This is a genomic window from Mangrovicoccus sp. HB161399 (assembly GCF_013184745.1).
In the GTDB taxonomy this organism is placed as follows: domain Bacteria; phylum Pseudomonadota; class Alphaproteobacteria; order Rhodobacterales; family Rhodobacteraceae; genus Mangrovicoccus.
Map to the genome: position 1 here is coordinate 1 of NZ_JAATVU010000086.1, position 21426 is coordinate 21426.

Genomic DNA, 21426 nt, shown 5'->3' on the forward strand with positions numbered 1-21426 from the left:
GCTCACTGCGCTGCGCCTGCCCAGCATCCTGCGCCACTGGCCTGCGCTGGCCGGGCGTGCCGATGCCGAAGGCTGGCCAGCGTCCCGCTTTCTTGCTGCCCCGAACCGCAGGCTTGGGGCGATGCTCGAGGCCCTCGGGGAGCGGCCGGGGAAATCGCTGCCCACGGCGTTCCAGGACTGGTCGAACACCAAGGCGGCCTACCGGTTTTTCTCCAGCGGGAATGTCAGCGAAGACAGGATCCCCGAGACCAGGTTCAGCAGCGCCATCGGCTTGCGGCGCAGCGAGTGGATGACATGGTGGTAGTTCACCACCTGGTCATGCCTGCCCCCGGCCTTCGCCCTCCCCCGGGGCAGGGTGAGCAGCAGGGTTCTTCCCGAGAGGACCTCCAGGCGGTCATCGAACAGCCGCACGCGCAGCCTGTGCCCGATCAGGCGGGAGGGCACGGTGTAGAAGACCTTGCGCAGGGTGAAGCCGCTGGTGCTGGAGACGGTGACGATCATCTCCTCGAAATCCGTGCTGCGGCGTTCCGGAAGCTCCTGCAGGTACGGGCGCTCGGCCGCGATCCGCTTGCTCCTGGCTGCATTGTGCCGCCCCACGACCTCGTCGATGAAGGCCCGGTAGCCGTCCAGAGAGGCGAAATCTGAACTGCCGCGCATCAGCAGCGCGTCGCGGATGGCGACCTTGAGATGGCCGTGGGCACTTTCGATCGAGCCGTTCTCGTGCGCCACCCCCTTGTTGTTCCGCGTCGGTGTCATCCGGTAATGCGCACATAAGGCATCGTAGCGCGTCGTGAGGTCCGACCCGGCTTCGGCGTCGAGTTTGCGGAAGCGTAAGACGGATCAGCGAAAGGTCCGGGGGACCTTTCGCCCGGCGAACGAGAGGCTGTCGCTGCGATGCTGGGACGGGGCGCGGCCCAGGGACCAGAGCGCGTTCTGCAGCCCCTCGGCCAGGGCGACGAAGCTCTCGCCGCCGAGAATGACATGGGCATGCTCGAAGCCCGACCACGGCATGCGGAAATGGTAGAGGAGATGCTCCAGCGGCTGGCCCTCGACGGTCACGCCGCAGGCGCCCATGTCGGTGAAGTCCGACAGTCCGGCCCGGCCCGGTTCATGCACCTGCCGGAACATCACCTCCTGCTCCTCCGCGTGCTCGGCGCGCCACGCCCGGATCCGGCGCTCCAGCGTCCGGCGGATGCCGTGCGGCAGATCGGGATGGCGCCGGAGCATTTCCCCGAAGATGGCGACGGGGCGGAGGCCGGGGGCAGCTTGCAGCAGCGGCACGACCTCGGCGTCGAATATGTCCTCCAGCGGATCCGGCCGCCGCCGTCCGCGCGCCGCCGCCTTCTGCGACGGCAATGTCGGGTCCCTGGAAATGCGGTAGCCGGCTGCCCGGCTCATCCCTGCCTTCGCCGCGGCGGTCTCGACGGGATGGTCCTGTCTCAGCTTCATGAAGAGCCTCGTCTGGTGATCGGTTACATGGCGCCCCGGCACAAGGGTGGTTCTCCATTCCTCAAAACCACCAGCCTAAGCGGGACGGCCGCGATCACGGGCCCCGAAAATCCGGTCGCCGCGGCGGGCGCGAGCCTCCGGCCGGGCTACGCCCGCCCTCCGGCTCGCACCCGCCGCAACGTCTCATCCTGATTGTCGCGGAATCTCACCCTGTTTGTCGCGCCGCAGCCCGCACCTCGCGCATCCGGTGCCACATGGCCACTCATGGCCCTATCGTCGTCGCCAAGGCCAAGGCTGGCAGGCGAACCAATTCACCGCACCAATTTGCGGGTAACTGCAAGGTGCGGCGGATGAATACGGACCAGGCGTCCCAGTCGACTTTCACTTTCCGCCAGGCGCGGCTAACGACATCCTTGCTGACGGCCCCTTCGAACGGGCCGAACAGCGCCCGCTTCACCCGGCGCGTATTGGTTCCCGCCAGATACACCGCCGTGATCAAGCCTCGGCCTTCCCGGTCAAGCGCTCGTAACGCGGCAGCGCCTTGGAGCGCCATTCGGTGGCCTGGTCCTCTCCAGCCTCGATCCGGGCGCGCGGCACGCGCACGGTTTCCGTTCCAAATGTGCCGGTGAGCTGCTGCTCGCGGTGGCCGTGGCGGTATCCCTTCGGCCCGTTTCCGTCCCGCCCGTAGCGCAGGCGGCCGAGAAACTCGGCAAGTTTCTCTTCGAACATCGACTCAGTGGTGGCGCGCACGTTTGCCCGCAGGCGATCCTCGATCGGATCGTATTCCGTGGCATCGGGAAGCAGCGAACGGGACGAGCAGGCGTTAGTCTGGTTCATGGCGTGATCTCCCTAGCGGTTGCAGCCGCCGGTTGGTTGGGTGTCAGTTCACCCGGAGATTACGCCGCCAGCCAATTTCCACCACTTCCGAGACACGACCGACTTTGAATGGAACATCAATAGACGAGCGAGAGGTCAGTCTGTTTCGAGCCCCCTCGTGCAGATGTCGTCATGGGGCGGCCAGGACCGGATAGGCTGGCGCTTCCACATCCCAGAGGATTGCCGCATAGTGAATATCGGCCCAGTCCGGGATCCGGGGGCAATGTATGAACTGCCTTCCCCTGCAAGCGATTTGTCGATGTCCCGCTGACCCTGCTTCTATGTATTCGGTCTTCGTGCGGGGCCATTCGTATGCTCCCTGACCAAGATGGGAAGTCGTACGTCCGGTGTCTCATTAGCTCATCGGCACTCTGGGGCCATGCTCCCCGCCAGACTTGCCGAACGTCGACCGGTCGTTGGTCCATCTCCTCGTCGCTCGCAGATTCCTATGATTCCGGTTCGGCTCCCGCCGGGCTACATCCCGCTCAGCGCTTCGGTCCGGTAACGCTCACCCTTCGTCAGCACGGCCCAGGCAATGGGCGCCGCGCACGGTTCGCTCGGACCGGTGGCGCGTCACCGCGCGCTGTTGGCCATGGCAACCGCCGCGACATTCACATGCGCGCGCTCCTTCAGCCCGTCTGCCCAGGCCATTATCGGCGACGACCTGTCCCGTACGAGATGCAGCACCGTCCGGGCCCCGTGAATGAAGAGCTTGCGCAAATACCTGTTGCCGCGCTTCGAGATCCCGATCAGCCTGGCCTTGCCCCCCGTCGAAATTTGGCGAGGCACCAGACCGAGCCACGCGGCGAGATCACGTCCCTTGCCGAAGCTGCTGCCGGTACCGATGGCGGCCACGAGCGCCGTCGCGATCGTCGGGCCGACGCCCGGTATTTCCATAAGTCTCTGCATGTCGGCATCAGCCCTGGCCAGCGCCTTGATCTCGGCATCTATGGCCGTGATCCGGTCATTGATCGCCTTCAGCTCCGAAGCCATGTAGGAGAGGAGCGCGCGCATTCGGTGCGAAACGTCGCCGGAGCCCTCTGCGGCCAGCAAGGCCAGTTCCTTCTGGAAGACGTGGCGCCCGGTGCCGACCCGGATGCCGCGTTCCATGAGGAAGCCGCGGCCCTGGTTGATCAGCCGCGTCCGGCTGCTCACCAGACGCTCCCGCGCGCGGTGCAGGGCCTGAAGATCGAGCTGCTCCTCCGGCTTGATTGCGACGAACGGCATCGTCGGGCGCGTCGCGGCATCGGCAATCGCCTCGGTGTCCCGGACATCGTTCTTGTGGACCTTCACATAGGGCCGGACATAAAGCGGAGGCATCAGCCGCGGCTCGTGTCCCATCTCGAGGCAGAAGCGCCCGATGTGATGCGCGCCGCCGCAGGCCTCCATCGCGACAACGCAAGGCGCAAGACCCTCCAGAAAATCGAGAAGGCGATGCCGCTGGAGACGTTTGCGGAACACGATCGCCCCGGCTCCGTCCAGCCCTGCGAGGCTGCAGACGGTCTTGCCCAGATCGATCCCCAAAACCTTGATGTCCATAAGATGCTCCTCTCTCCACCTATGCCCGCAACGATAGCCGCGGTTTGGCGGGAAGGCAGTTCATCCCATTGGGTCAATGTGACGGAAGCCTGACATCAGGACTAGGCGGCAGACCCCGCCTGGTCCGATTTCCATATGCGGACTACTGGCCGATCAGTTGCGGCACCAGCAGCACGATGCCGGGCAGCATCAGCAGGAGGCCGACTCGGATGATCTCGGCGCCGAGGAAGGGCAGCACGCCGCGGAAGACGGTCGCCATCGGCGTGTCGCGGGCCAGCGAGGCGATGATGAACACGTTCAGGCCCACCGGCGGCGTTATCAGGCCGAGCTCGACCACGATAAGCGCGAGGATGCCGAACCAGATCTTCAGGCTGTCATTGTCCATGCCGAAGGCGGCGGTCTGGGCAGTGACGTAGTCGCCGCCATTCAACGCGATCAGCGTCGGCCAGAAGAACGGCACCACGACGAGGATCATCGCCAGGCTTTCCATGAAGCAGCCGAGGATCACGAAGATCACCAGCATGATGACCAGCACCAGCATCGGGTCGAGCCCGCTCGTCGCGGCCCAGTCGCTGAGCGCCTGAGGCAGCCCGGTGCGGGTGAAGAAACCCTTGAGCACTTCCGCGCCGAACAGGATCAGGTAGATCATGCCTGCAGTCGAGGCCGTGGCGCGGATCGCGCGCAGGAGCCCGTCGAAGCCCAGTCCGTCGCCCGTGCGCCAGCGCAGCAGGAACCCGTAGGCCGCGATGACGAAGACGCCGATCGAGGCAGCCGGGGTGGGGGTGAAGAGGCCGAAGCCGAGGCCTAGAATGATCGCCCCGAAGATCGCGATGACCGGGAACAGGCGGCGCAGCGCGGTGCGGCGCGCCTCGCGCTCCATCGGTTTCGGCTCGGGCGCCAGCGAGGGATTCAGGCGCACCGAGATCGCGATCACAAGGATGAAGCCTGCCACGGCCATCAGCCCGGGGATGACCGCCGCCTGGAACATCTTCAGGATCGAGCCCTCGACGATGATCGCGTAGATCACCAGCGCGACCGAGGGCGGGATCAGTATGCCGAGCGTGCCGCCCGCGGCCAGCGCGCCCGAGGCGAGGCGCGGCGAATAGCCGAGTTCGCGCAGCTCGGGCAGGGCGACCTTGCCCATCGTGGCCGCGGTGGCCAGCGACGAGCCGCAGACCGCGCCGAAGCCGCCGCAGGCCGCGACCGCCGCCATGGCGACCCCGCCGCGCAGCCGTGTCATCAGCGCCTCCAGCCCCTTGAAGAGATCGGAGGAGAGCCGCGCCTCGGAGGCGATGTAGCCCATCAGCACGAAGAGCGGCACGACCGACAGGTCGTAGCTGGCGACGTTCTCCCAAAGCAGCGTCTTGAACTGGCGCAGATAGGGCACGAAGCGGACGAAGGGCACGGCGAGGCTGAGGACCCAGGTGCCGGCGATGCCGACGACGATCATCGCGATGCCAACCGGCATGCGGAAGATCAGCAGCACGAAGAGAACCACTAGGCCGAGGATGCCGATGGCGATGGGATCAGGCATTGTCGAGTTCTCCGGAAAGCTGGGCAAGGGCGATGGCGGCCCAGAGCGCCATCGACAGGATGCCGGGCAGGTAGAAGGGCCAGATGGTCCAGCCGAGGACGGCCGTGACGGCATCGTCGCTGCGGGTCTCGAGCATGCCGAAGACCATCCAATAGGCCAGGAACAGCGCCACCGCGGCGGTCACGGACAGCCAGACCCGGTCGGCGCCGCGCTGGAACCACAGCGGCAGCCGCTCCATGAAGAGCTCCACCGCGACATGGCTGCGCCGCGCCTGGCAATAGGGGAAGAAGCTCAGCGCGGCGCCGCTGATCGCGAGCTGGACGAAATCCTCGTAGCCCGGCAGGCCCGGGACATCGATGCCCGCGGCGGCGCCGATCCGGTCGAGGATGAAGGCTCCAGTATTGGTGGTGGTGACGCCGACGATGGCGATCAGGACCGCACCGCCGAGCAGTGCGAAGACGTCGGCCGTCCGCATGAGCGCTGCGCGCATCGTTTCCTCCCTGGGTTCCGTGCAGATGGGAGGGGCCGGCGGCCCCTCCGGGGACGGGTCAGCGCGTGGCCGCTGCCGCCGCGACCGCCGCGCGGGCCTGCTCGACCAGCCCCGCGCCGTCGATGCCCTTGGCCGTCACCTCGCCGATCCATTCCTGGACGACGGTTTCGCTCACCGCGTTGAACTTGGCCGCCTCCCCGGCGGGCAGCACGATGCGCTCGACGCCCGCCGCGTCCAGCGCGGCGATGCCGGGTTCCTCGAAGCCTTCCCAGAGCGCGCCGATCTCGGCGGCGACATTCATGCCGGAATTGGCGTCGATCACCGCCTTCAGGTCGTCGGGCAGCCCGTCATAGACGTCCTGGTTCATGGCCAGCATGAAGACGGCGGTGCCGAAGCGGTCGCCGTCCGGCAGCTCGGTCGTGTACTTGTCGAGCTCCTGCAGGTTGAGCGCCGGGACGATCTCGTAGGTGGTCAGCGCGCCGTCGACCACGCCCTTCGACATCGCCTCGGGCAGGGCAGGGGCGGGCAGGCCGACGGGCTCCGCGCCCATTCCCTGGATCTCCCAGGCGCCGGTCCGGCCGGGCGTGCGCAGCTTCAGCCCGGCGGCATCCTCGAAGGTGCGCACCGGCTTGGTGGCGGTGTGGATCAGGTTGCCGTCATGGCTGTGCAGGAACAGGACATGCACGTCCTTGAAGTCCTCGGCCAGCATGTCCATCGAGGCATTGAGCGCAACCGTCGTGTCCCGCGCCGAGCCGGCATGGACCAGCGGCAGCTCGAACACCTCGGAGCGCGGGAAGACCCCCGGCGTGTAGCCCAGGATGGTCCAGACGATGTCGGCCGACCCGTCCCGGACCTGGCCGTAGAGCTCGCCGGGCTTGCCGCCCATCGACATCGACGGAACGATCTCGATGTCGATCCTGCCGCCGCTCTCGGCCTCGATCTTCGTGGCCCAGGGCTCCAGCATGTCCTTGTGGGCATTCGAGACCGGCGGCAGGAAATGGTGCAGGATCAGCTGCACGTCCGCGGCCATGGCCGATGTGCCGATGAGCGCCGCTGCGGCCGCCGTGCACAGAAATTCCGAAATTCGGGTCATCCGCTCCTCCTCCAGGATGGCTCCTGCTGCCCGGGGCAGCTTCGAAGATAGATAGTAAGCACACATTTTATTCCGGTCAACAAAAGATATGTACACACACCAAGGACTGCAGGGTATTGATATCTATAACTCATACTGGAAAACTTATGCGTTGGCGCTGCTCGCCCGGGCTCGGGCTGCGCGGCGGGGCCGGGCGCGGACCTAGCCGGGCATCTTCCCGACCGCCTTACCGGCCAGCTCGAGAAAGGCGGCCTTCTCGGCCGGAGCCAGGCCCTGCAGCACGTCGTCCTGCAGCGCCGCGACGATCGGCAGGATCCTGTCGAAGGCGGCGATGCCCGCCTCGGTCGCGCGCACCTCCCTTGCGCGCCGGTCCCGCTTGCAGACGGAGCGGACCACCAGCCCCTTCTGTTCGAGCCGGTCGATCACCCCGCCGATCGTGGCGCGGTCATAGGCGATCTTCGCGGCGACGCCGGCCTGGTCTATCCCCGGATGCGTCAGGATGGCATCCATTGCGGCGAATTGCACGGGCGTCAGGTCGAATCCGGCCTCCTGCATGTGCCTGCTGAAGACGTGCGTCGACATCTGGTTGAGGCGCCGGATCAAATGGCCGGCCATCCCGTGCACCCGCATTCCTCAGCTCCTCCTCCAAGGATAGATGAGCAAAGACGGTAAGTTGCGCAATACGATTTGTACACTTATTTTTTCTTGACGCAATATAGTAAGTACAGTTACTAGTTATGGGAGAAGAGGAACCGCATGGCGGACGAGGAGGAGCGACGATGCAATATTACGTGGATGGCTTTCGCGGCGGCGACCCGGACCTGAAGGCAGCGGCCCCCTGCCGGCGGGACCGCAGCCCTTTCGCGCCGCTGCCCGACAAGGTGGACGTGCTGATCGCGGGCTGCGGTCCGGCGGGCCTGTGCCTGGCCGCGCAGCTGTCGCAATTCCCCGAGATCGACGTGATGATCGTCGAGCGCAAGCCCGGCCCTATGGAGAAGGGCCAGGCCGACGGCGTGAACACCCGCACCATGGAGATGTTCCAGGCCTTCGGCTTCGGCGAGAAGGTCAAGCGCGAAAGCTACTGGGTGAACCAGACGGCCTTCTGGACCCCGGACCCGGAGAACCCCGCGCATGTCCGCCGGATCGGCCGGGTGCAGGACGTGGCCGACGATTCCTCGGAGATGCCGCACACGCTGATCAACCAGGCGCGCATCCACGAGCTGTTCCTCGACGTGATGCGCAAGTCGCCCGCGCGGCTGGAGCCGGACTACGGCTGGTCGGTGACCGGCGTCTCGGTCGATCCGGACACGGAGGACCACCCGGTCACCGTGACGCTGGAAAACACCGGCGTGAACGCCGGGAGCACGCGGACGCTGCGCGCCAATTACGTGGTCGGCTGCGACGGCGCGCGGTCGAACGTGCGCCGCGCGATCGGCGGCACGCTGCATGGCGACGCGGCGCACCAGGCCTGGGGGGTGATGGACATCCTCGCCAATACTGACTTCCCCGACATCCGGCAGAAATGCATCGTCGCCTCGGCCGGCGAGGGCAACGTGCTGATCCTGCCGCGGGAGGGCGGCTATCTCTTCCGCATGTATGTCGAACTCGACAAGCTCGCCCCGGACGAACGCGTGTCCTCGCGCAACCTGACCTCGGAGCACATGATCGCCGCGGCCAACCGCATCATGCGGCCCTACACGATCGACGTGAAGGAGGTCGTCTGGTGGTCGGTCTACGAGATCGGCCACCGCATGACCGACCGGTTCGACGACGTGCCGACGGGCGAGGACCGCAACCCGCGCGTCTTCACCGCGGGCGATGCCTGCCACACCCACAGCCCGAAGGCCGGGCAGGGGATGAACGTCTCGATGCAGGACACGTTCAACCTCGGCTGGAAGCTCGCCCATGTCTTCCAGGGCCGGGCGGATGCCAGCCTGCTGCGCAGCTACTCCGCCGAACGCTGGCTCGAGGCCAAGCGGCTGGTGGAGACCGACCACAAATGGGCGCGGATCATGTCGGCCCCGCCGGGCGAGTCCGAACTGGACGGCTCGGACGTGCCCCGCGTGCAGAAGCAGTTCGTCGAGAACCTGGAATTCACCGGCGGGCTCGCGGTCGAATATGTGCCCTCCTCGATCGTGGCTGAGCCGGTCCACCAGGCATTGGCCACCGGTATCGGCATCGGCCGCCGCTTCCACTCGGCGCCGGTGGTGCGGGTCTCCGACGCGATGCAGATGCAGCTCGGCCATGCCGCCGAGGCGGACGGCCGCTGGCGCATCTATGCCTTCGCGGGCAAGGATGACGGCGCGGCGCCGGGCTCGGCGATCCACCGGCTGGCGGCGTGGCTGGAGAGCGACCCGGCCTCGCCGGTGGTGAAATACACCCGCAGGGACGAGGATATCGACGGGCTGATCGATCTGCGCGCGGTGTTCCAGCAGACCTTCGACCAGCTTGCCTACGAGCAGATGCCCGCGCTCCTGAAGCCGGTGAAGGGACGGCTCGGCCTGCAGGACTACGAGAAGGTGTTCTGCACCGACCACAAGGGGCTGGGCGACATCTTCGACATGCGCGGCATCGACCGCGGGCAGGGCTGCATGGTCGTGGTCCGTCCCGACCAGTACATCGCGAATATCCTGCCGCTCGACGGGTTCGCCGAGCTGGCCGCCTTCTTCGACGGGTTCCTGGTCCCGGCGGCAGCCGCCTGACGGTCCGGGCCGCCAGGGCAAGCCCCGGTCGGCCTATCCGGGGGCATCCGCTTCCGCCGCCCGGGCCGGGGGCTCCGCCGCGCCCGCGGGCCCGCCGGGTGCGGCGGGGGCGGCATGCCAGAACCGGAACCTGCTGGTACGCGACCAGGCGCGGTCGAGCCGGCGGAATCCGGCATCCGCCGCCGCGCCGTCGCCGCGTGCCGCGGTTCCGGAAATGATGCGCGCGGCTTCCGTCCGCAGTTCGCCCTCGGGCAGCGTGGCCAGGAACCGGCCGAAATCCGCGCTCCCGCCCAGCCCCGCCCTGACCGTCTCGCGGAACAGCTGCCCGGCCTCGGCGGACATCCCGCACTGGATGGCCAGGCACAGCTGGACCGGCCGGTGGAAGGGCATGCTGCCCAGCTCGCTGCCAGATGTTCCGTGCACGAAGGCGTCGAAATCGCTGCCGGTCTGCAGCGCGCGGAACAGCCGGTAGACATTGACGAAGCGTTTCACAGTGCGCGGCGACGAGCCGCCGAGGAACGCGCCCATGGCGGAGAGCCCGGCGATTTCTTCCGGCTCCAGCTCGGCCCGGATCGCCGCGGCCCGCGGATCGGCGGCCGTGGCGTGGCCCGCCGACGGTTCGATGGCCAGCGGCTCCACGCGCGGCGCCGCGCCGCCCTGGCCGCCATGCGCCGTGCCGGCCGGCTGCTCCTCCGTGCCGCCGGTCCCGGTAGCCGTTCCCGTCTCGCCTACCTTGCTGCTCCCGGCCAGCGACTCGACCATCGTCACGTAGGTCGAGGCCGGATGCCCGTCCTGCGGCAGCGCGTATTCCAGCTGCGACAGCCGGATCGGCACCTGGACGATCTTCTCGATGTATTCGTGGACCGTGATCGACCGGTCGCCCTCGCGGGCGCTCAGCTCCTTCTCGAACACCGCCAGCAGCGCGCTTTCCAGCCAGCGGCTGTCCACCGCGATCACCACCGCGAAATTGGGAAAGGTCAGCAGCAGGTGCACCGCCTCCAGCATCCGGACCACCTGTTCGGCCCGGCAGCGGTCAAGCTCGTCGATGTAGAACACGATCCGCTCCGGGACGGGCGCCGCATCCTTGCGGGGTCCCTCCGGCGGGTCCTCTTCGCCGCGGACGGTCCGTGCCTGCCCGAGATCGGCCAGCAGCGTCCGCGCCAGCAGGGCGTCCCCGGCATCCGCGCCCTGCGGCCGGTCCCGGATCATCCGGTCGAGCGTCTCGAAGGCGGCCTTGACCTGGCGCGTCAGCCCGGCTTCGCCGGCAAGCTGGCGCGCGAGGCGGCTTTCGCGCAGGAAATAGCCGAAGCGGTCCTCCGCGGTTCCGCTGCCGAAGCGGTCCAGCCGCTCCTGCAGGCGCTCCAGCCCGTGCCGGCTGCGCTCCAGGTCGAGCGCCGCGCGTTCGCCGGCAATCTGCAGGGCGCCGATGGTCCGCTCCCTGTCGGCGTCGGCCTGCGCCAGCGCGCGGACATAGGTTGCCATCGTCCGGGCGATCTCCGCGGTCTTCGCGAGATAGGGCAGGGCGGGAAGCAGCAGCGAGGCAAGCCAGGCCAGGCGCGTGTCCAGTGCCGGGGGCAGGATCTGCGCCGCGATGCCGGGCCAGAGCAGGACCAGGACCGCCAGCCCGGCCCCCGCCAGCAGCAGCGAGGCACTCCAGGGCGCGGCGCGCAGCACGTCGAGATCGGTCAGAAGCGAGACAAAGGACATCCTGGCAGGATCGCTCCGCGCCCGGTCCAGCAGGTTACCGGCCGCAGGCGAATTGCAGGCGAGCTGGCCGAGCTGGTCCAGCGCGGTCTCTGCCGCCCTGGCCTTGGCAGCGGCCGCATCCCTCGTGGCCTGGTCGATCGCCTCGCTGGCCTTGCCGACCGCGGCCTCGGCCCCGCGGACCGCGTCGCGCTTGTCGAGCCGCTCCCACCGCCAGTCCAGCAGCGCCGACTGAAGCTCGTCGTCGATCTCCTTTTCCAGCGCCTCGTTGCGCAGCTGCGCCAGCGTCTCGTTGGCGAGGGCGAGCATCAGGTTGGCGTCGTTGTATTCCCAGACGTTGAAATGCACCGGCTGGACGCCGCCGACGAAGGGGCTGGCCGCGCGTTCCTGCGCCGGGGCATCGCCGACCGCCCCGGCCAGCCCCTCGATCTCCTTCTGCAGCAGGTTGAGGAAGGAGGACTTGCCGCTCCCCCAGTCGCCGAACACGCCGAGCGCCAGCGCGCCCGACTGCTTGAGGCAGACCAGCTCCGCCACCGCGCGGGCATCGTTGCGGAAGCCCATCAGGTCCTTGTCGAGGCTGTCGATCGGCCGGTCCGGCCGGTAGTCGGGGGCCTCGATGCGCTGCGGCAATGGCGGCCAGGCGCTGTCGGCGGCAAGGATCTGCAGCAGGTCGGAGCTGCGCTTGCCGGTCTGCTGCATCAGGTTGGACGCGTCCAGCCGGCGGAGCAGACCCTCCCGCGCGGCGGCGCGGAATGTCCTGGCATCGAGCCCTGCCTGCGCGTCCAGGCAGCGGGTCAGGGCCGCGGCTTCCAGCGCCGCGGTCACGACCAGGGCGAAGACGAAAAGCTCCAGATCGACGCTCATCTCTTCGGGCGTGCCGGAGGGCGAAAGCGATGCGGCCAGGGCCAGCGCCTCGACCGCGCCGGGGCCGAGCGCGGCAGATGCCAGCGCCTGGTTGACCTCGGCACTCTGGGCGGTGTCAGCCGACGGCGTCCTCTCCGATGGAGTGAGCGGCACGGGGGCGATGGGCGGCGGGCGGTCGAACAGCGTGCCGACAAGGTCGATCCCGTGGCCGAGGCTCTTGTCCGCGACCCGCCGCATCAGCGTGCAGAGGAGCGCGTCGAGATCGATGATCCGGGGATAGCCCTCCGCGGCAAATGCGGGATCCTCCATCCCGAATTCGGCCGCCCCGGCGATAAAATCGTAGGTCGAGTGGCTGTAGAGATATTTCGGATTGTGGCTCCGGCTCTCGGCGAAGGCCTTGTCTGCGGCCGCCAGATCCAGCGCGCCGACATGCCGTCCCGCGCATCCGGCCAGCGGGTGGCCGGATGCGGCGAAGCCCGCCTTCCAATCGGCAAGGTCGAGTGACGGGGGTGCGTCTTCTGGCAAGGCCTCCTCCCTCCTGCCGGACATGCCGGAATTTATGCCGGGCGCAGCCGCAGATTCAAAGGACTAGTTGCCGGAACCTCGTGCGCGCCTGTCCCGCCGCGGGTTCAGCCCTGGCCCCGGCTTGGCGCAGCGGAGACGCCTCTGGTGACCCATTGCTTCCAGGGCAGGACGGTGGCGAGCAGCAGGAGCGCGGCGACGGCCAGCAGCGCGGCACTGCCCGGACGGGTGACGAAGACTCCGGGGTCGCCGCGGGAGAGCAGCATCGCACGGCGGAAATACTCCTCCATCATCGGGCCCAGGACGAAGCCGATCAGCATCGGCGCGGGTTCGAAGCGGAACAGCCGCAATGCGTAGCCGATGGCGCCGAAAGCCAGCGCCGCCCAGACATCCGCGATCGAATTGGAGATCGAGTAGACGCCCACGCAGATCAGCACGATCACCGTCGGGTAGAGGTAGGAATGCGGCACGCGCAGCAGCCGGACCCAGATGCCGATCAGCGGGATGTTGAGGATCAGCAGGAAGACGTTGCCGAAGACGAAGCTGACCACGAGGCCCCAGAACAGCTCGGGGTGTTCCGAGATCAGCCGCGGGCCGGGCGTGATGCCGTGGATCATCAGCGCGCCCAGCATCAGCGCCATGGTGGTCGAGCCGGGGATGCCCAGGGTGAGCGTCGGGATGAAGGCGGTCTGCGCGGCGGCATTGTTCGCCGATTCCGGCACCACCACGCCTTCGATGGTGCCCTTGCCGAACTGGTCGCGGCGGCGGTTCACCCGCTTTTCCACCGCGTAGCCGACGAAGCTGGCGACCGTCTGGCCGGTGCCGGGCAGCGTGCCGAAGAAGCTGCCGACCAGCGAGCCGCGGATCGCGGGCATCAAGCTGCGCCCCCATTCGGCGGCGGTGGGGAACATGCTGCCCATCAGCCCCTTGCCGGCATAGCTCTGCGTTGCGCCGCGCAGCGAGACCATGACCTCGGAAATGCCGAACAGCCCCATCGCCACCACGACCAGCGAAATGCCGTCGCGCAGCTGCGGGAGGCCGCCGGTGAAGCGGGTCTCGCCCGAATTCACGTCGATGCCGACCGTGCCGAGCAGCACGCCGAGGCAGACCATCATCAGCCCGCGCACCGCGCCGGAGGAACTGACGATGGAGGCGGCCACGAGGCCCAGCACCATCACCGAGAAATACTCGGCCGGCTGGAACAGCAGCGCGAAGTCCGCCAGCTTCGGCGACAGCAGGACCATGACGGCGACCCCGAAGAGCGCGCCGAACATCGAGGCCATCGCGGTGGAGAACAGCGCCACGCCCGCGCGGCCCTGCTGCGCCATCGGATAGCCGTCGATGCAGGTCACCGAGGCCGAGGGCGTGCCAGGGATGTTGAGCAGGATCGAGGCGACCGAGCCGCCGTATTCCGCGCCGTAATAGACGCCTGCCAGCATCACCAGCGCGGTCTCGGGCGGCAGGTAGAAGGAGACCGGCAGCAGCATGGCGACCGCCGCCAGCGGGCCGACCCCGGGCAGCACGCCGATGAAGGTGCCGAGGAAGACGCCGGCGAAGCAATAGGCCAGGTTCTGGATCGTCGCCGCGGTGGCCAGTCCGAGCGCGAGGTTGGAGAGCAGGTCCATGTCAGAGCCCCCTGACTGCGGTGAAGGGAATGTTCAGGCCGAGGACGAAGATCGCCCAGACCGCCGCCGCCACGCCCAGGGCCAGGGCGATGCGGTGCGGCCAGCGGAAGCCGGGGATGACCGAGCCGGTGGCCAGCACTGCCAGCGTCGTGGCGGGCAGGACGCCGGCGAGCGGCGTGAAGAAGGCGAAGGCCGCGACCCCGCCGGTCACGCCGAGAACCGCCATCGGATCGGCGCGGTTCATCTCCATCGGGTGCCGCAGGTTCTGCACCAGCCCGATCAGCGCGAGGATCGCGAGCAGGCTGCCGACCAGGAGCGGGAACGCCCCGGGGCCCATGCGCCGCAGCGAGCCCAGGTCGAGCGTGGCCGCCGCGCCGATGGCGAAAGCCAGCCCCGCCGCCAGCATGATCAGCGGTCCGAGATGGCTGGTCAGCTGCCGCATGGCACCGGCTCCGGCTCGAATTCGGGCCCGTCATAGCTGTCGGGAACCGCGATGCGGCCCGCGCGGATGCCCTCTGCCGCGGCTTCGACGGCGTCGCGGGCGGCTTGCGGAACGTCGGCCCCGAGGCTCAGCGAAACGGCATCGCCGTCGCCCAGCCCGAATTCCGCGATTTCCGCGGGTGTGTGCCCGGCGGCCATGTCGGCGATGGCGCGCTCGACGCCGATGTCGATCCGCGCCAGGGCCGAGGCGACGAAGACCTCCGGGTCGGTCGCGACCCAGTCGAGCGCATTGCCGATCTGGCGTGCGCCGCCCGCGCGGCAGGCCTCGATGGCGCCCTGCCGCGCGGCGTTGAGCATGGTGAAGATCACGTCCGCGCCGCCGGCGATCTCCGCCGCGGCCCAGGCGCGGGTGACCGCGCTGTCATCCTGCGTGCCGCAGAAGCCGGTCAGCACTTTCACGCCGCGCCCGGCATGGGCCACGCCCGCGGCGAAGGCCGCGCGCCCCTTCAGCCCGGGCCGCACGCGGTGGCCCGAAAGATGGCCGACCGTGCCGGTCGCGGTCAGATGCGCAGCCAGCACCCCGGCGAGGAAGGCCGAGTCCTCCTGGCGCACGTCGTAGCTGGCCAGGTTCGGCCCGGTCTTCTGCCCCTGCACGATGGCGAAGCGCTTGGCCGGATGGGCAGCGGCGATCTCCGGCGTTGCGATGTTGCCCTGGCCGCCGATGAACACGAGCCCGTCGATCCCGGGCACGGTTTCGGCCAGCCGCGCGCGGATCTCGTCCTGGTCGTAGCGCACGCCCGAGACGATGCCGACCTCTGCCAGCCCCGCCGCCGCGGCCCGGTCCGCACCGGCCAGGGCGGCGGCGTTGAAGCCCGCGTCATGCAGCTCGCCCACGAAGAAGACGGCAATTTTCGTCGGGCCGCTCATTCCGTGGCCGCCTCGACCAGCGGCGTCCATTGCCGCAGCTGCGCCGCGACATAGGCGGAGAACTGTTCGCTGGTCTTCGGCACCCGGATCAGGCCCCAGCTTTCGAACTGGTCGAGCACGTCGTCGAGCTCCATCGCTGCGGCGAGCGCACCGTCGAGCCTGGCCTCGATGTCCCCGGGAACGCCTGCCGGCGCGCTGACGCCCAGCCAGTTCTCGGCGACGATGTCATAGCCGGCCTCCGCGAAGGTCGGCACGCCGGGCAGCGAGGACAGGCGCTCGGGTGCGGAGACGGCCAGCGGGATGGCGGTGCCGTCCTCGACCGCGGGCAGGTTCTGCGGCACCGCGTCGAAGATCAGCGGCACCACCCCGCCCATGAAATCCAGCCGCATCGGGCCCGAGCCCTTGTAGGGGATATGGAACAGCTCGGTGCCGGTCTCGTCCTGGAACTGCTCGGCGATGATGTGCCCCCAGGAGCCGACGCCCGAGCTGCCGTATTCGTAGAAGCCCGGATCGGCCTTGGCCTTTTCGATGAACGCGGCGAGGTCGGAGGTGCCGGCCGAAGGCGCGGCGAAGAGCCCCAGATGCACGGCGCCGACATAGGTGATGTGGTCGAAATCGGCGATCGGGTCGTAGGGCGTGTCGGGGAAGCGCACCGGCGCGACGTTGAACGGCGTCAGGTTCGACAGCATCAGCGTGTAGCCGTCCGGCGCGGCTTCCTTCAGCGCGGTGGCGGCAACGGTTCCGGCGGCGCCCGGCTTGTTCTCGACGACGAATTGCTGTCCGAGCGAGGCCGACAGCTTCTCGGCGAGGAGCCGCGCCACCAGGTCGGAGGAGCCGCCCGGCGGGAAGGAGACTAGAATGCGCACCGGGCGCTCGGGCCAGTCCGTCTGGGCGGCGGCGGGCAGGGCAGCGGCAAGGGCGGCGAAAGCCGTGGACAGGAGCGTTCTGCGGTTCATCGTGACATCCTCTCTGTTGTTGAAACCACAGTTTCTCAAAGCGGCTTTCACGACAAGAAAAGGAACCATGATTTCAAAATGGCAAAATCATGAAACTGTGGTTCCGTTGCAAATGCGGGCAGACCATGCCGGATGCGTCCAGTTTCCCGGCGGAACATGAATGGAACATGCCCAGAGATAACATAGCCGGGACCGTGCTCTCCCGACCCGACACGGCGAATCCCCTCAGCTCTGCTTGCCATGGCCGCCGCGCTGGCGCAGATTGCCGGAATGGAACCACAGTTTCAAAATGACCCAGAGGCGTCCTTCCTGGCGCGCGTGCGGGCGTCGCTGCCGGATCTGCGCCGCGCCGAACTGCGGCTCGGCAGCTTCCTGCTCGACTTTCCCGGCGACCTCGCCTCCTACGACGCGCAGGAGCTGGCGCGGCTCAGCGGCGTCTCCAAGGCGACGGTGTCGCGCTTCGTGCGGCGCATCGGCTTCGAGAATTACGAACTTGCCCGCCGCGCCGCCCGTGACGAACGGCAGACCGGGTCGCGCCATTTCATCGCCCATGCCGAGGCGGTGCCGGAGGAACGCCAGATGGCGCTCAGCCTGCAGGAGGAGATGGCCAATGTCGCCTGGACGCTGGAACGCATCGACCCGGCCGATCTCGACCGGCTGGCCGACGCGATCCTGTCGGCGCGCCGGGTCTGGCTGGTCGGCTACCGCATCAGCCGGGTCTTCGCCGACTATCTCTACTGGCAGCTGCTGAAGGTCGTCCCGGCCGCCACGGTCATCCCGCAGGCGGGCGAGAGCCTGGGCGAATACGTGGCCGAGATGGGGCTGCAGGACGTGGTGATCCTGGTGGCGCTGCGCCGCCGTGCGGCCAATACCGAGCGGCTGGTCGCCGAGCTTGCGCGGATCGGCGTGCCGACGGCGCTGGTCACGGACGAGGGCAGCCAGCCCGACGCGCGTGCGGCCTGGCATTTCCGCTGCCGGATCGAGACCTCCAGCCCGCAGTTCAACCACGCCGCGGTGGTCAATCTCTGCCACCAGATCGTCACCCGCACGACGCTGAAGGCCGGCAGCGGAGCCCGCACCCGCCTGCGCCGCATCGACGAGGCCAACGAGCGGCTTGGCGAGGTCTGACCGCCGTCGCCGCCTTTCCCGGTGTTGCGCTCCGCGCGGCGCGGCTGTAGCAGGGGGCAAGGTGCCGGGCACCTGCCGCCTGCAGACGCGAGTCACTGTGAAGCCCGGAACGACAGGACATCCCATCCCCCCGATGCATTTCGCTGGCGGGCAAGGCAGGCCCCCTCCCGATCCGAAATGCCTCCCCGGAGGACCGAGCGATGCCTGGCGGACATGCCCCGGAAGCAGGTGCAAACCCCTTTCTCGACCTGCCTGTCGGCAGGCTTTTCCTGTCGAACGCCCTTCCCATGGCCGTGGTCATGTCGATGGGCGGCGTCCTGAATGTCGTCGACGGCATTTTCGTCGGCCGATTTGCCGGGCCGCAGGCGCTGGCTGCGGTCAGCCTGGCCTTTCCGGCCGTGATGGGCCTGACCGCCCTCTCCACCTTGCTGGGCGGCGGCATGTCGAGCCTCTTCGCCCGCCGCCTCGGCGCCGGGCTGAGGACGGAGGCGGGGGCGGCCCTTGCCGGGGCCCATGGCCTGGCGGCACTGGTCAGCGCTGCCCTGCTGCTGGCCGTGCTAGCCTCCGGTCCGCGCCTCCTGCCGGTTTTGAGCGCTGGGAACGATGCGGTCGCGGGGCTGGCGGGCGAGTACCTGCTGATCCTGGTCCTGGGCGCGCCGCTGCAATTCGGCCTGGCGCTGCATGCCGATGCGCTGCGCAACGAGGGCAGGGCGGGGCTGATCGCCCTGCTTTCGGTGCTGGTGAACCTGGCCAATATCGCGGCCAACTGGGTCGCGATCGTTCTGCTCGGGCTGGGCGTCGCCGGGTCGGCGCTCGGCACGGTGGCGGCGCAGGCGGCCGGGCTGCTGCTGCTGCTGGCGGTGCGGGCGCGCGATCCCCGGCTGGTGCCGCTCGGCGCGCTGCGCCGGTCGAGCTGGCTGTCGGACTGGCGGCAGATCCTCGCTCTCGGCCTGCCGCTCTGCCTGGGCTTCGCCGGCATGGCGCTGGTGGGCGCGACCGTCCTGGTCGCGGCCGGAGGGGCCGGGCCGGGGGCGGCAGGGCAGGTCGCCGCCTATGGCGTGGCGACGCGTCTCCTCGGCTTCGCCTTCCTGCCGCAGATGGCGATTGCGCTGGCCACGCAGAGCATCACCGGCAACAATGCCGGGGCCGGGCGCATGGACCGGGCGGCGGCGGCGCTCCGGCTGGCGCTTGGCTTCGCTTTCCTGTGGTGCCTCTGCGTGACGCTGGCCGGGACGCTTGCGGGCGGACGGCTCGGCGCGCTCTTCACCGCGGATCCGGGCATCGCCGCGGCGGCCGGAGACGTCCTGCGGCCGATGACGGCGCTCCAGGCCGCGGCCGGGCCGATCCTGGTGCTGGCCATGCATTTCCAGGCGATGGGGCATCCGCTCCGGACCGCGGCCCTGACCCTGGTCAAGCCCTGGCTGCTGACGCCGCCGCTGATCCTCGGCCTGAGCGCTGTCCTGGGCCCGAGCGGCCTTTGGCTCGCCTTCCCGGTCGCGGATGCGCTGATGCTGCTGCTGGCCGCGGCGATCGTGGCGCGGTCGGGGCTTTTCGGCCCGGTCCCGGCTGCGCCCTGACCCCGGCCGCGGGGGCCGGGCGGAGCGGCCGCCTCCACTTGGGCGTCTCCCTCGCGCCATTGCCCCGGTCCCGGTCATCGTCGCTGATCTCCAGAATCGGGCGGCAGGGATAGACGGCGGCGCAATGCACAAGCCTGTCGACGCGCCCAAGCGTTCCGGCGATCTCTGCAAAGGGGGCATGCGCGCGGCGAGCGCGGCCGCGACGATCTTCGCCGGCTTCTCCAAGGGCATGCGGTCGAGCCGGCCGGGCGCCGCATAGTGCGAGGACGCGTGCCGCCCCCGCCGCGCGCTGACCCGCGCCATCGCGCCGGGACAGGGCAGCCGCCGCAGGCAGCGGGTCCCGGCCCCGGAGATCCGCCCGGACCGCTCCTTGCCGCCAGGCGGGTGCGCCCGCGGCGCCGGCCCGGGCCGGGCGGCGCGGTCGCGGGCGGACCGGAAGACAGCCACGCCGGGCGCGGCCGCGGCAGAGGCCGGGGACGCGACGGGGCTGAGGCCGGGGATCGTGGCGGGCCGCCGGGCGGGCGGGCCGGTCTTTCGCGCCGCCGCGATGCCGGTCCTCTCCTCCGGATCGCGCAGCTGGCCGGCGGGCAGGCCGCGTGCCGGGCCCGCCGCCCCGGGCCCGCCGCGCGCGGCTCCGAGCAGCCGGTCCAAGCCGCGAATGCCCTCCGCGGCCGCGATCCCGAACTCCGGCAGATGCGCGCGGATCGCGTTCGCCGTCCGTGTCCTCTGGCGAACCGGGACATCCCGCGCCGCATGATCCGGGAGCGCCGCCTGCCTGCCTGCCGGCTTCACCGGCACGAAGCGCATGGCGGGCCGGGTAGCGGCCTCGCGGTGTCGAATGTCGTGCTAAAGCGACTCTCCGCGACGGGGATAGCCTTAAAGTCTTGGTCGCCCACCCATGCTCTGCCAAGCATTCCCGACCCAAATGCCAAGCATTTCTGACCCAAGACATGCCGTTGCCCGACGAGCCGCTTCTTGGTGAGTGCGTCACATGACTGTGCCCTACCCAATTCGGTCGTTGCCGCTCAGGATGGCATCTCGGCTACTACTGTCCTGCGCGCGCTATTTGTCCAAATGGATCGAAGCGGGAACCGGAGCGTTCGGGGCGATCTGATCTAAGGTTAGTGCGCTGATCCCCGCCTTGCGGCATGTCTCTAAGACAGGCGTGCCATCCTCCGCCTGCTTGATGATGAACGCCTTCTGTGCGACCGTGAACTTCCATACCTTCGTGCGTTTCCGCTCCTCTCCCAGCCAAGGATTCCGTCCGGAGAACTCTAAGCTGGAACGAGGACGTTTTCGGGGATCACATCAGTATTGAGCAGCTTCGGCACCATGTGCCTCGACGACCACTTTCGCCCCAGAGCCCTTACGAGCTGAGAAAAACCTCACCTCACCTCGCGCTCGCATGCCTCAAGCATTCGCTGCGTCACGAAACCCATCGGAACGATAGCGCCGTCAGCCTGTCGCTTTGCGAGGCCGCGGCGCACCAAGTCCTCTGCGTTGCGCTTGGCGAAGCCCTTGAGCGGAAATGGCTTCTGTGCGTTCAACGCAGCCTTTCCCTCCGACGGCACCCCAAGCACCAGCACTCCTCTTCTGACAGAGAAATGTGGAGGTCCCCGAAATCCGGACACCCTGCCAAGCTTGCCGCCAACGAGTACGAGGACTGACAGCGTGGCTGGCAAACGGAAGAACGACAGCGCCGAGTTCAAGGCGAAGGTGGCCTTGGAGGCGATCAGGGGCGAGATGACGGCCGCCGAGCTGGTGGCGAAACACGGCGTGCATCGGACGGTGATCAACACCTGGAGCGAGGGTCCGCCCGCCACCGGTCCGAGGGCGTGACCCGAACCCGGGCGATCGAGGGGATGACCGGGGTGTTTTCTGGCAAGGCCGAGGCGAAGGCTGCCGAGAAAGAGGGCGAGATCGAGAGTGAGCCTGCCCGCGCCACCGGTCCGAGCGGAGCAGGCGAACGCACGCCAAGATCGGCCAGCTGGTGGTGGAA

At 68.7% G+C, this 21426-nt stretch carries 14 protein-coding genes and 5 pseudogenes; 5 read left to right on the forward strand and 14 right to left on the reverse strand.

The window, feature by feature from the left end; genetic code table 11:
* Positions 1–121 precede the first annotated feature (121 nt).
* A complete protein-coding gene (locus HCC78_RS27530) occupies positions 122–304 on the forward strand; it encodes a transposase (RefSeq protein ID WP_253949391.1) in 183 nt (60 codons plus the stop codon).
* Here HCC78_RS27530 and istA read toward each other — a convergent pair.
* The 7 genes and pseudogenes from istA to HCC78_RS27565 all read right to left on the reverse strand — a co-directional run.
* Positions 247–1449 (reverse strand): annotated as a pseudogene (gene istA, locus HCC78_RS27535) (IS21 family transposase); the annotation flags it as partial. The gene HCC78_RS27530 and the pseudogene istA overlap by 58 nt on opposite strands.
* Before the next feature lie 355 nt (positions 1450–1804).
* A pseudogene (locus HCC78_RS27540) lies at positions 1805–2286 on the reverse strand (transposase); the annotation flags it as partial.
* 612 nt (positions 2287–2898) lie between these two features.
* On the reverse strand, positions 2899–3864 hold the full coding sequence (locus HCC78_RS27545; RefSeq protein WP_216671339.1) for an IS110 family transposase: 966 nt from the start codon (positions 3862–3864) through the stop codon (positions 2899–2901).
* Between the two features lie 142 nt (positions 3865–4006).
* On the reverse strand, positions 4007–5398 hold the full coding sequence (locus HCC78_RS27550; RefSeq protein ID WP_172331983.1) for a TRAP transporter large permease: 1392 nt from the start codon (positions 5396–5398) through the stop codon (positions 4007–4009).
* Positions 5391–5888, reverse strand: a complete 498-nt coding sequence (locus HCC78_RS27555; protein ID WP_172331984.1) for a TRAP transporter small permease — start codon at positions 5886–5888, stop codon at positions 5391–5393. Before HCC78_RS27555 ends, HCC78_RS27550 begins: the two co-directional genes overlap by 8 nt.
* A 58-nt stretch (positions 5889–5946) precedes the next feature.
* A complete protein-coding gene (locus HCC78_RS27560; RefSeq protein WP_172331985.1) occupies positions 5947–6981 on the reverse strand; it encodes a TRAP transporter substrate-binding protein in 1035 nt (344 codons plus the stop codon).
* A gap of 201 nt (positions 6982–7182) precedes the next feature.
* Positions 7183–7611: a MarR family winged helix-turn-helix transcriptional regulator gene (locus HCC78_RS27565; RefSeq protein WP_172331986.1), complete on the reverse strand. Its 429-nt coding sequence runs from the start codon at positions 7609–7611 to the stop codon at positions 7183–7185.
* 149 nt (positions 7612–7760) lie between these two features.
* On the opposite strand from HCC78_RS27565, the gene HCC78_RS27570 reads away from it, so the two are divergent.
* Complete coding sequence (locus tag HCC78_RS27570) at positions 7761–9683, forward strand: FAD-dependent monooxygenase (protein WP_172331987.1); 1923 nt, start codon at positions 7761–7763, stop codon at positions 9681–9683.
* A gap of 33 nt (positions 9684–9716) precedes the next feature.
* Here HCC78_RS27570 and HCC78_RS34625 read toward each other — a convergent pair whose 3' ends face one another.
* The 5 genes from HCC78_RS34625 to HCC78_RS27595 form a co-directional block, all read right to left on the reverse strand.
* On the reverse strand, positions 9717–12776 hold the full coding sequence (locus HCC78_RS34625; protein ID WP_172331988.1) for a P-loop NTPase fold protein: 3060 nt from the start codon (positions 12774–12776) through the stop codon (positions 9717–9719).
* A gap of 104 nt (positions 12777–12880) precedes the next feature.
* Positions 12881–14398, reverse strand: coding sequence for a tripartite tricarboxylate transporter permease (locus tag HCC78_RS27580; protein WP_172331989.1), 1518 nt, complete (start codon positions 14396–14398; stop codon positions 12881–12883).
* Between the two features lies 1 nt (position 14399).
* Positions 14400–14840 carry a tripartite tricarboxylate transporter TctB family protein gene (locus HCC78_RS27585; protein WP_172331990.1) on the reverse strand — a complete coding sequence of 147 codons (441 nt, stop codon included), beginning with the start codon at positions 14838–14840 and terminating at the stop codon, positions 14400–14402.
* Positions 14828–15766, reverse strand: coding sequence for a BMP family ABC transporter substrate-binding protein (locus HCC78_RS27590; protein ID WP_172331991.1), 939 nt, complete (start codon positions 15764–15766; stop codon positions 14828–14830). The genes HCC78_RS27585 and HCC78_RS27590 overlap by 13 nt, the downstream gene beginning before the upstream one ends.
* Complete coding sequence (locus HCC78_RS27595) at positions 15763–16722, reverse strand: tripartite tricarboxylate transporter substrate binding protein (protein WP_172331992.1); 960 nt, start codon at positions 16720–16722, stop codon at positions 15763–15765. The genes HCC78_RS27590 and HCC78_RS27595 overlap by 4 nt, the downstream gene beginning before the upstream one ends.
* Before the next feature lie 270 nt (positions 16723–16992).
* Here HCC78_RS27595 and HCC78_RS27600 point away from each other — a divergent pair, with 270 nt between their 5' ends.
* Both HCC78_RS27600 and HCC78_RS27605 read left to right on the forward strand, forming a co-directional pair.
* A complete protein-coding gene (locus tag HCC78_RS27600; RefSeq protein WP_172331993.1) occupies positions 16993–17850 on the forward strand; it encodes a MurR/RpiR family transcriptional regulator in 858 nt (285 codons plus the stop codon).
* Between the two features lie 200 nt (positions 17851–18050).
* Positions 18051–19427, forward strand: a complete 1377-nt coding sequence (locus HCC78_RS27605) for an MATE family efflux transporter (protein WP_253949390.1) — start codon at positions 18051–18053, stop codon at positions 19425–19427.
* Between the two features lie 276 nt (positions 19428–19703).
* Here the strand turns inward: HCC78_RS27605 and HCC78_RS35020 are convergent.
* Both HCC78_RS35020 and HCC78_RS27615 read right to left on the reverse strand, forming a co-directional pair.
* Positions 19704–20234 (reverse strand): annotated as a pseudogene (locus HCC78_RS35020) (transposase); the annotation flags it as partial.
* Between the two features lie 312 nt (positions 20235–20546).
* A pseudogene (locus tag HCC78_RS27615) lies at positions 20547–20678 on the reverse strand (transposase); the annotation flags it as partial.
* 420 nt (positions 20679–21098) lie between these two features.
* On the opposite strand from HCC78_RS27615, the pseudogene HCC78_RS27620 reads away from it, so the two are divergent.
* Positions 21099–21426, forward strand: a pseudogene (locus HCC78_RS27620) (transposase); the annotation flags it as partial.

Bases quoted from the DNA above. Each gene is read 5' to 3' on its own strand.
- HCC78_RS27530 (WP_253949391.1), top strand. From the start codon at position 122: ATGCTCGAGGCCCTCGGGGAGCGGCCGGGGAAATCGCTGCCCACGGCG.
- HCC78_RS27545 (WP_216671339.1), bottom strand. From the start codon at position 3,864: ATGGACATCAAGGTTTTGGGGATCGATCTGGGCAAGACCGTCTGCAGC.
- HCC78_RS27550 (WP_172331983.1), bottom strand. From the start codon at position 5,398: ATGCCTGATCCCATCGCCATCGGCATCCTCGGCCTAGTGGTTCTCTTC.
- HCC78_RS27555 (WP_172331984.1), bottom strand. From the start codon at position 5,888: ATGCGCGCAGCGCTCATGCGGACGGCCGACGTCTTCGCACTGCTCGGC.
- HCC78_RS27560 (WP_172331985.1), bottom strand. From the start codon at position 6,981: ATGACCCGAATTTCGGAATTTCTGTGCACGGCGGCCGCAGCGGCGCTC.
- HCC78_RS27565 (WP_172331986.1), bottom strand. From the start codon at position 7,611: ATGCGGGTGCACGGGATGGCCGGCCATTTGATCCGGCGCCTCAACCAG.
- HCC78_RS27570 (WP_172331987.1), top strand. From the start codon at position 7,761: ATGCAATATTACGTGGATGGCTTTCGCGGCGGCGACCCGGACCTGAAG.
- HCC78_RS27580 (WP_172331989.1), bottom strand. From the start codon at position 14,398: ATGGACCTGCTCTCCAACCTCGCGCTCGGACTGGCCACCGCGGCGACG.
- HCC78_RS27585 (WP_172331990.1), bottom strand. From the start codon at position 14,840: ATGCGGCAGCTGACCAGCCATCTCGGACCGCTGATCATGCTGGCGGCG.
- HCC78_RS27590 (WP_172331991.1), bottom strand. From the start codon at position 15,766: ATGAGCGGCCCGACGAAAATTGCCGTCTTCTTCGTGGGCGAGCTGCAT.
- HCC78_RS27595 (WP_172331992.1), bottom strand. From the start codon at position 16,722: ATGAACCGCAGAACGCTCCTGTCCACGGCTTTCGCCGCCCTTGCCGCT.
- HCC78_RS27600 (WP_172331993.1), top strand. From the start codon at position 16,993: ATGGAACCACAGTTTCAAAATGACCCAGAGGCGTCCTTCCTGGCGCGC.
- HCC78_RS27605 (WP_253949390.1), top strand. From the start codon at position 18,051: ATGCCTGGCGGACATGCCCCGGAAGCAGGTGCAAACCCCTTTCTCGAC.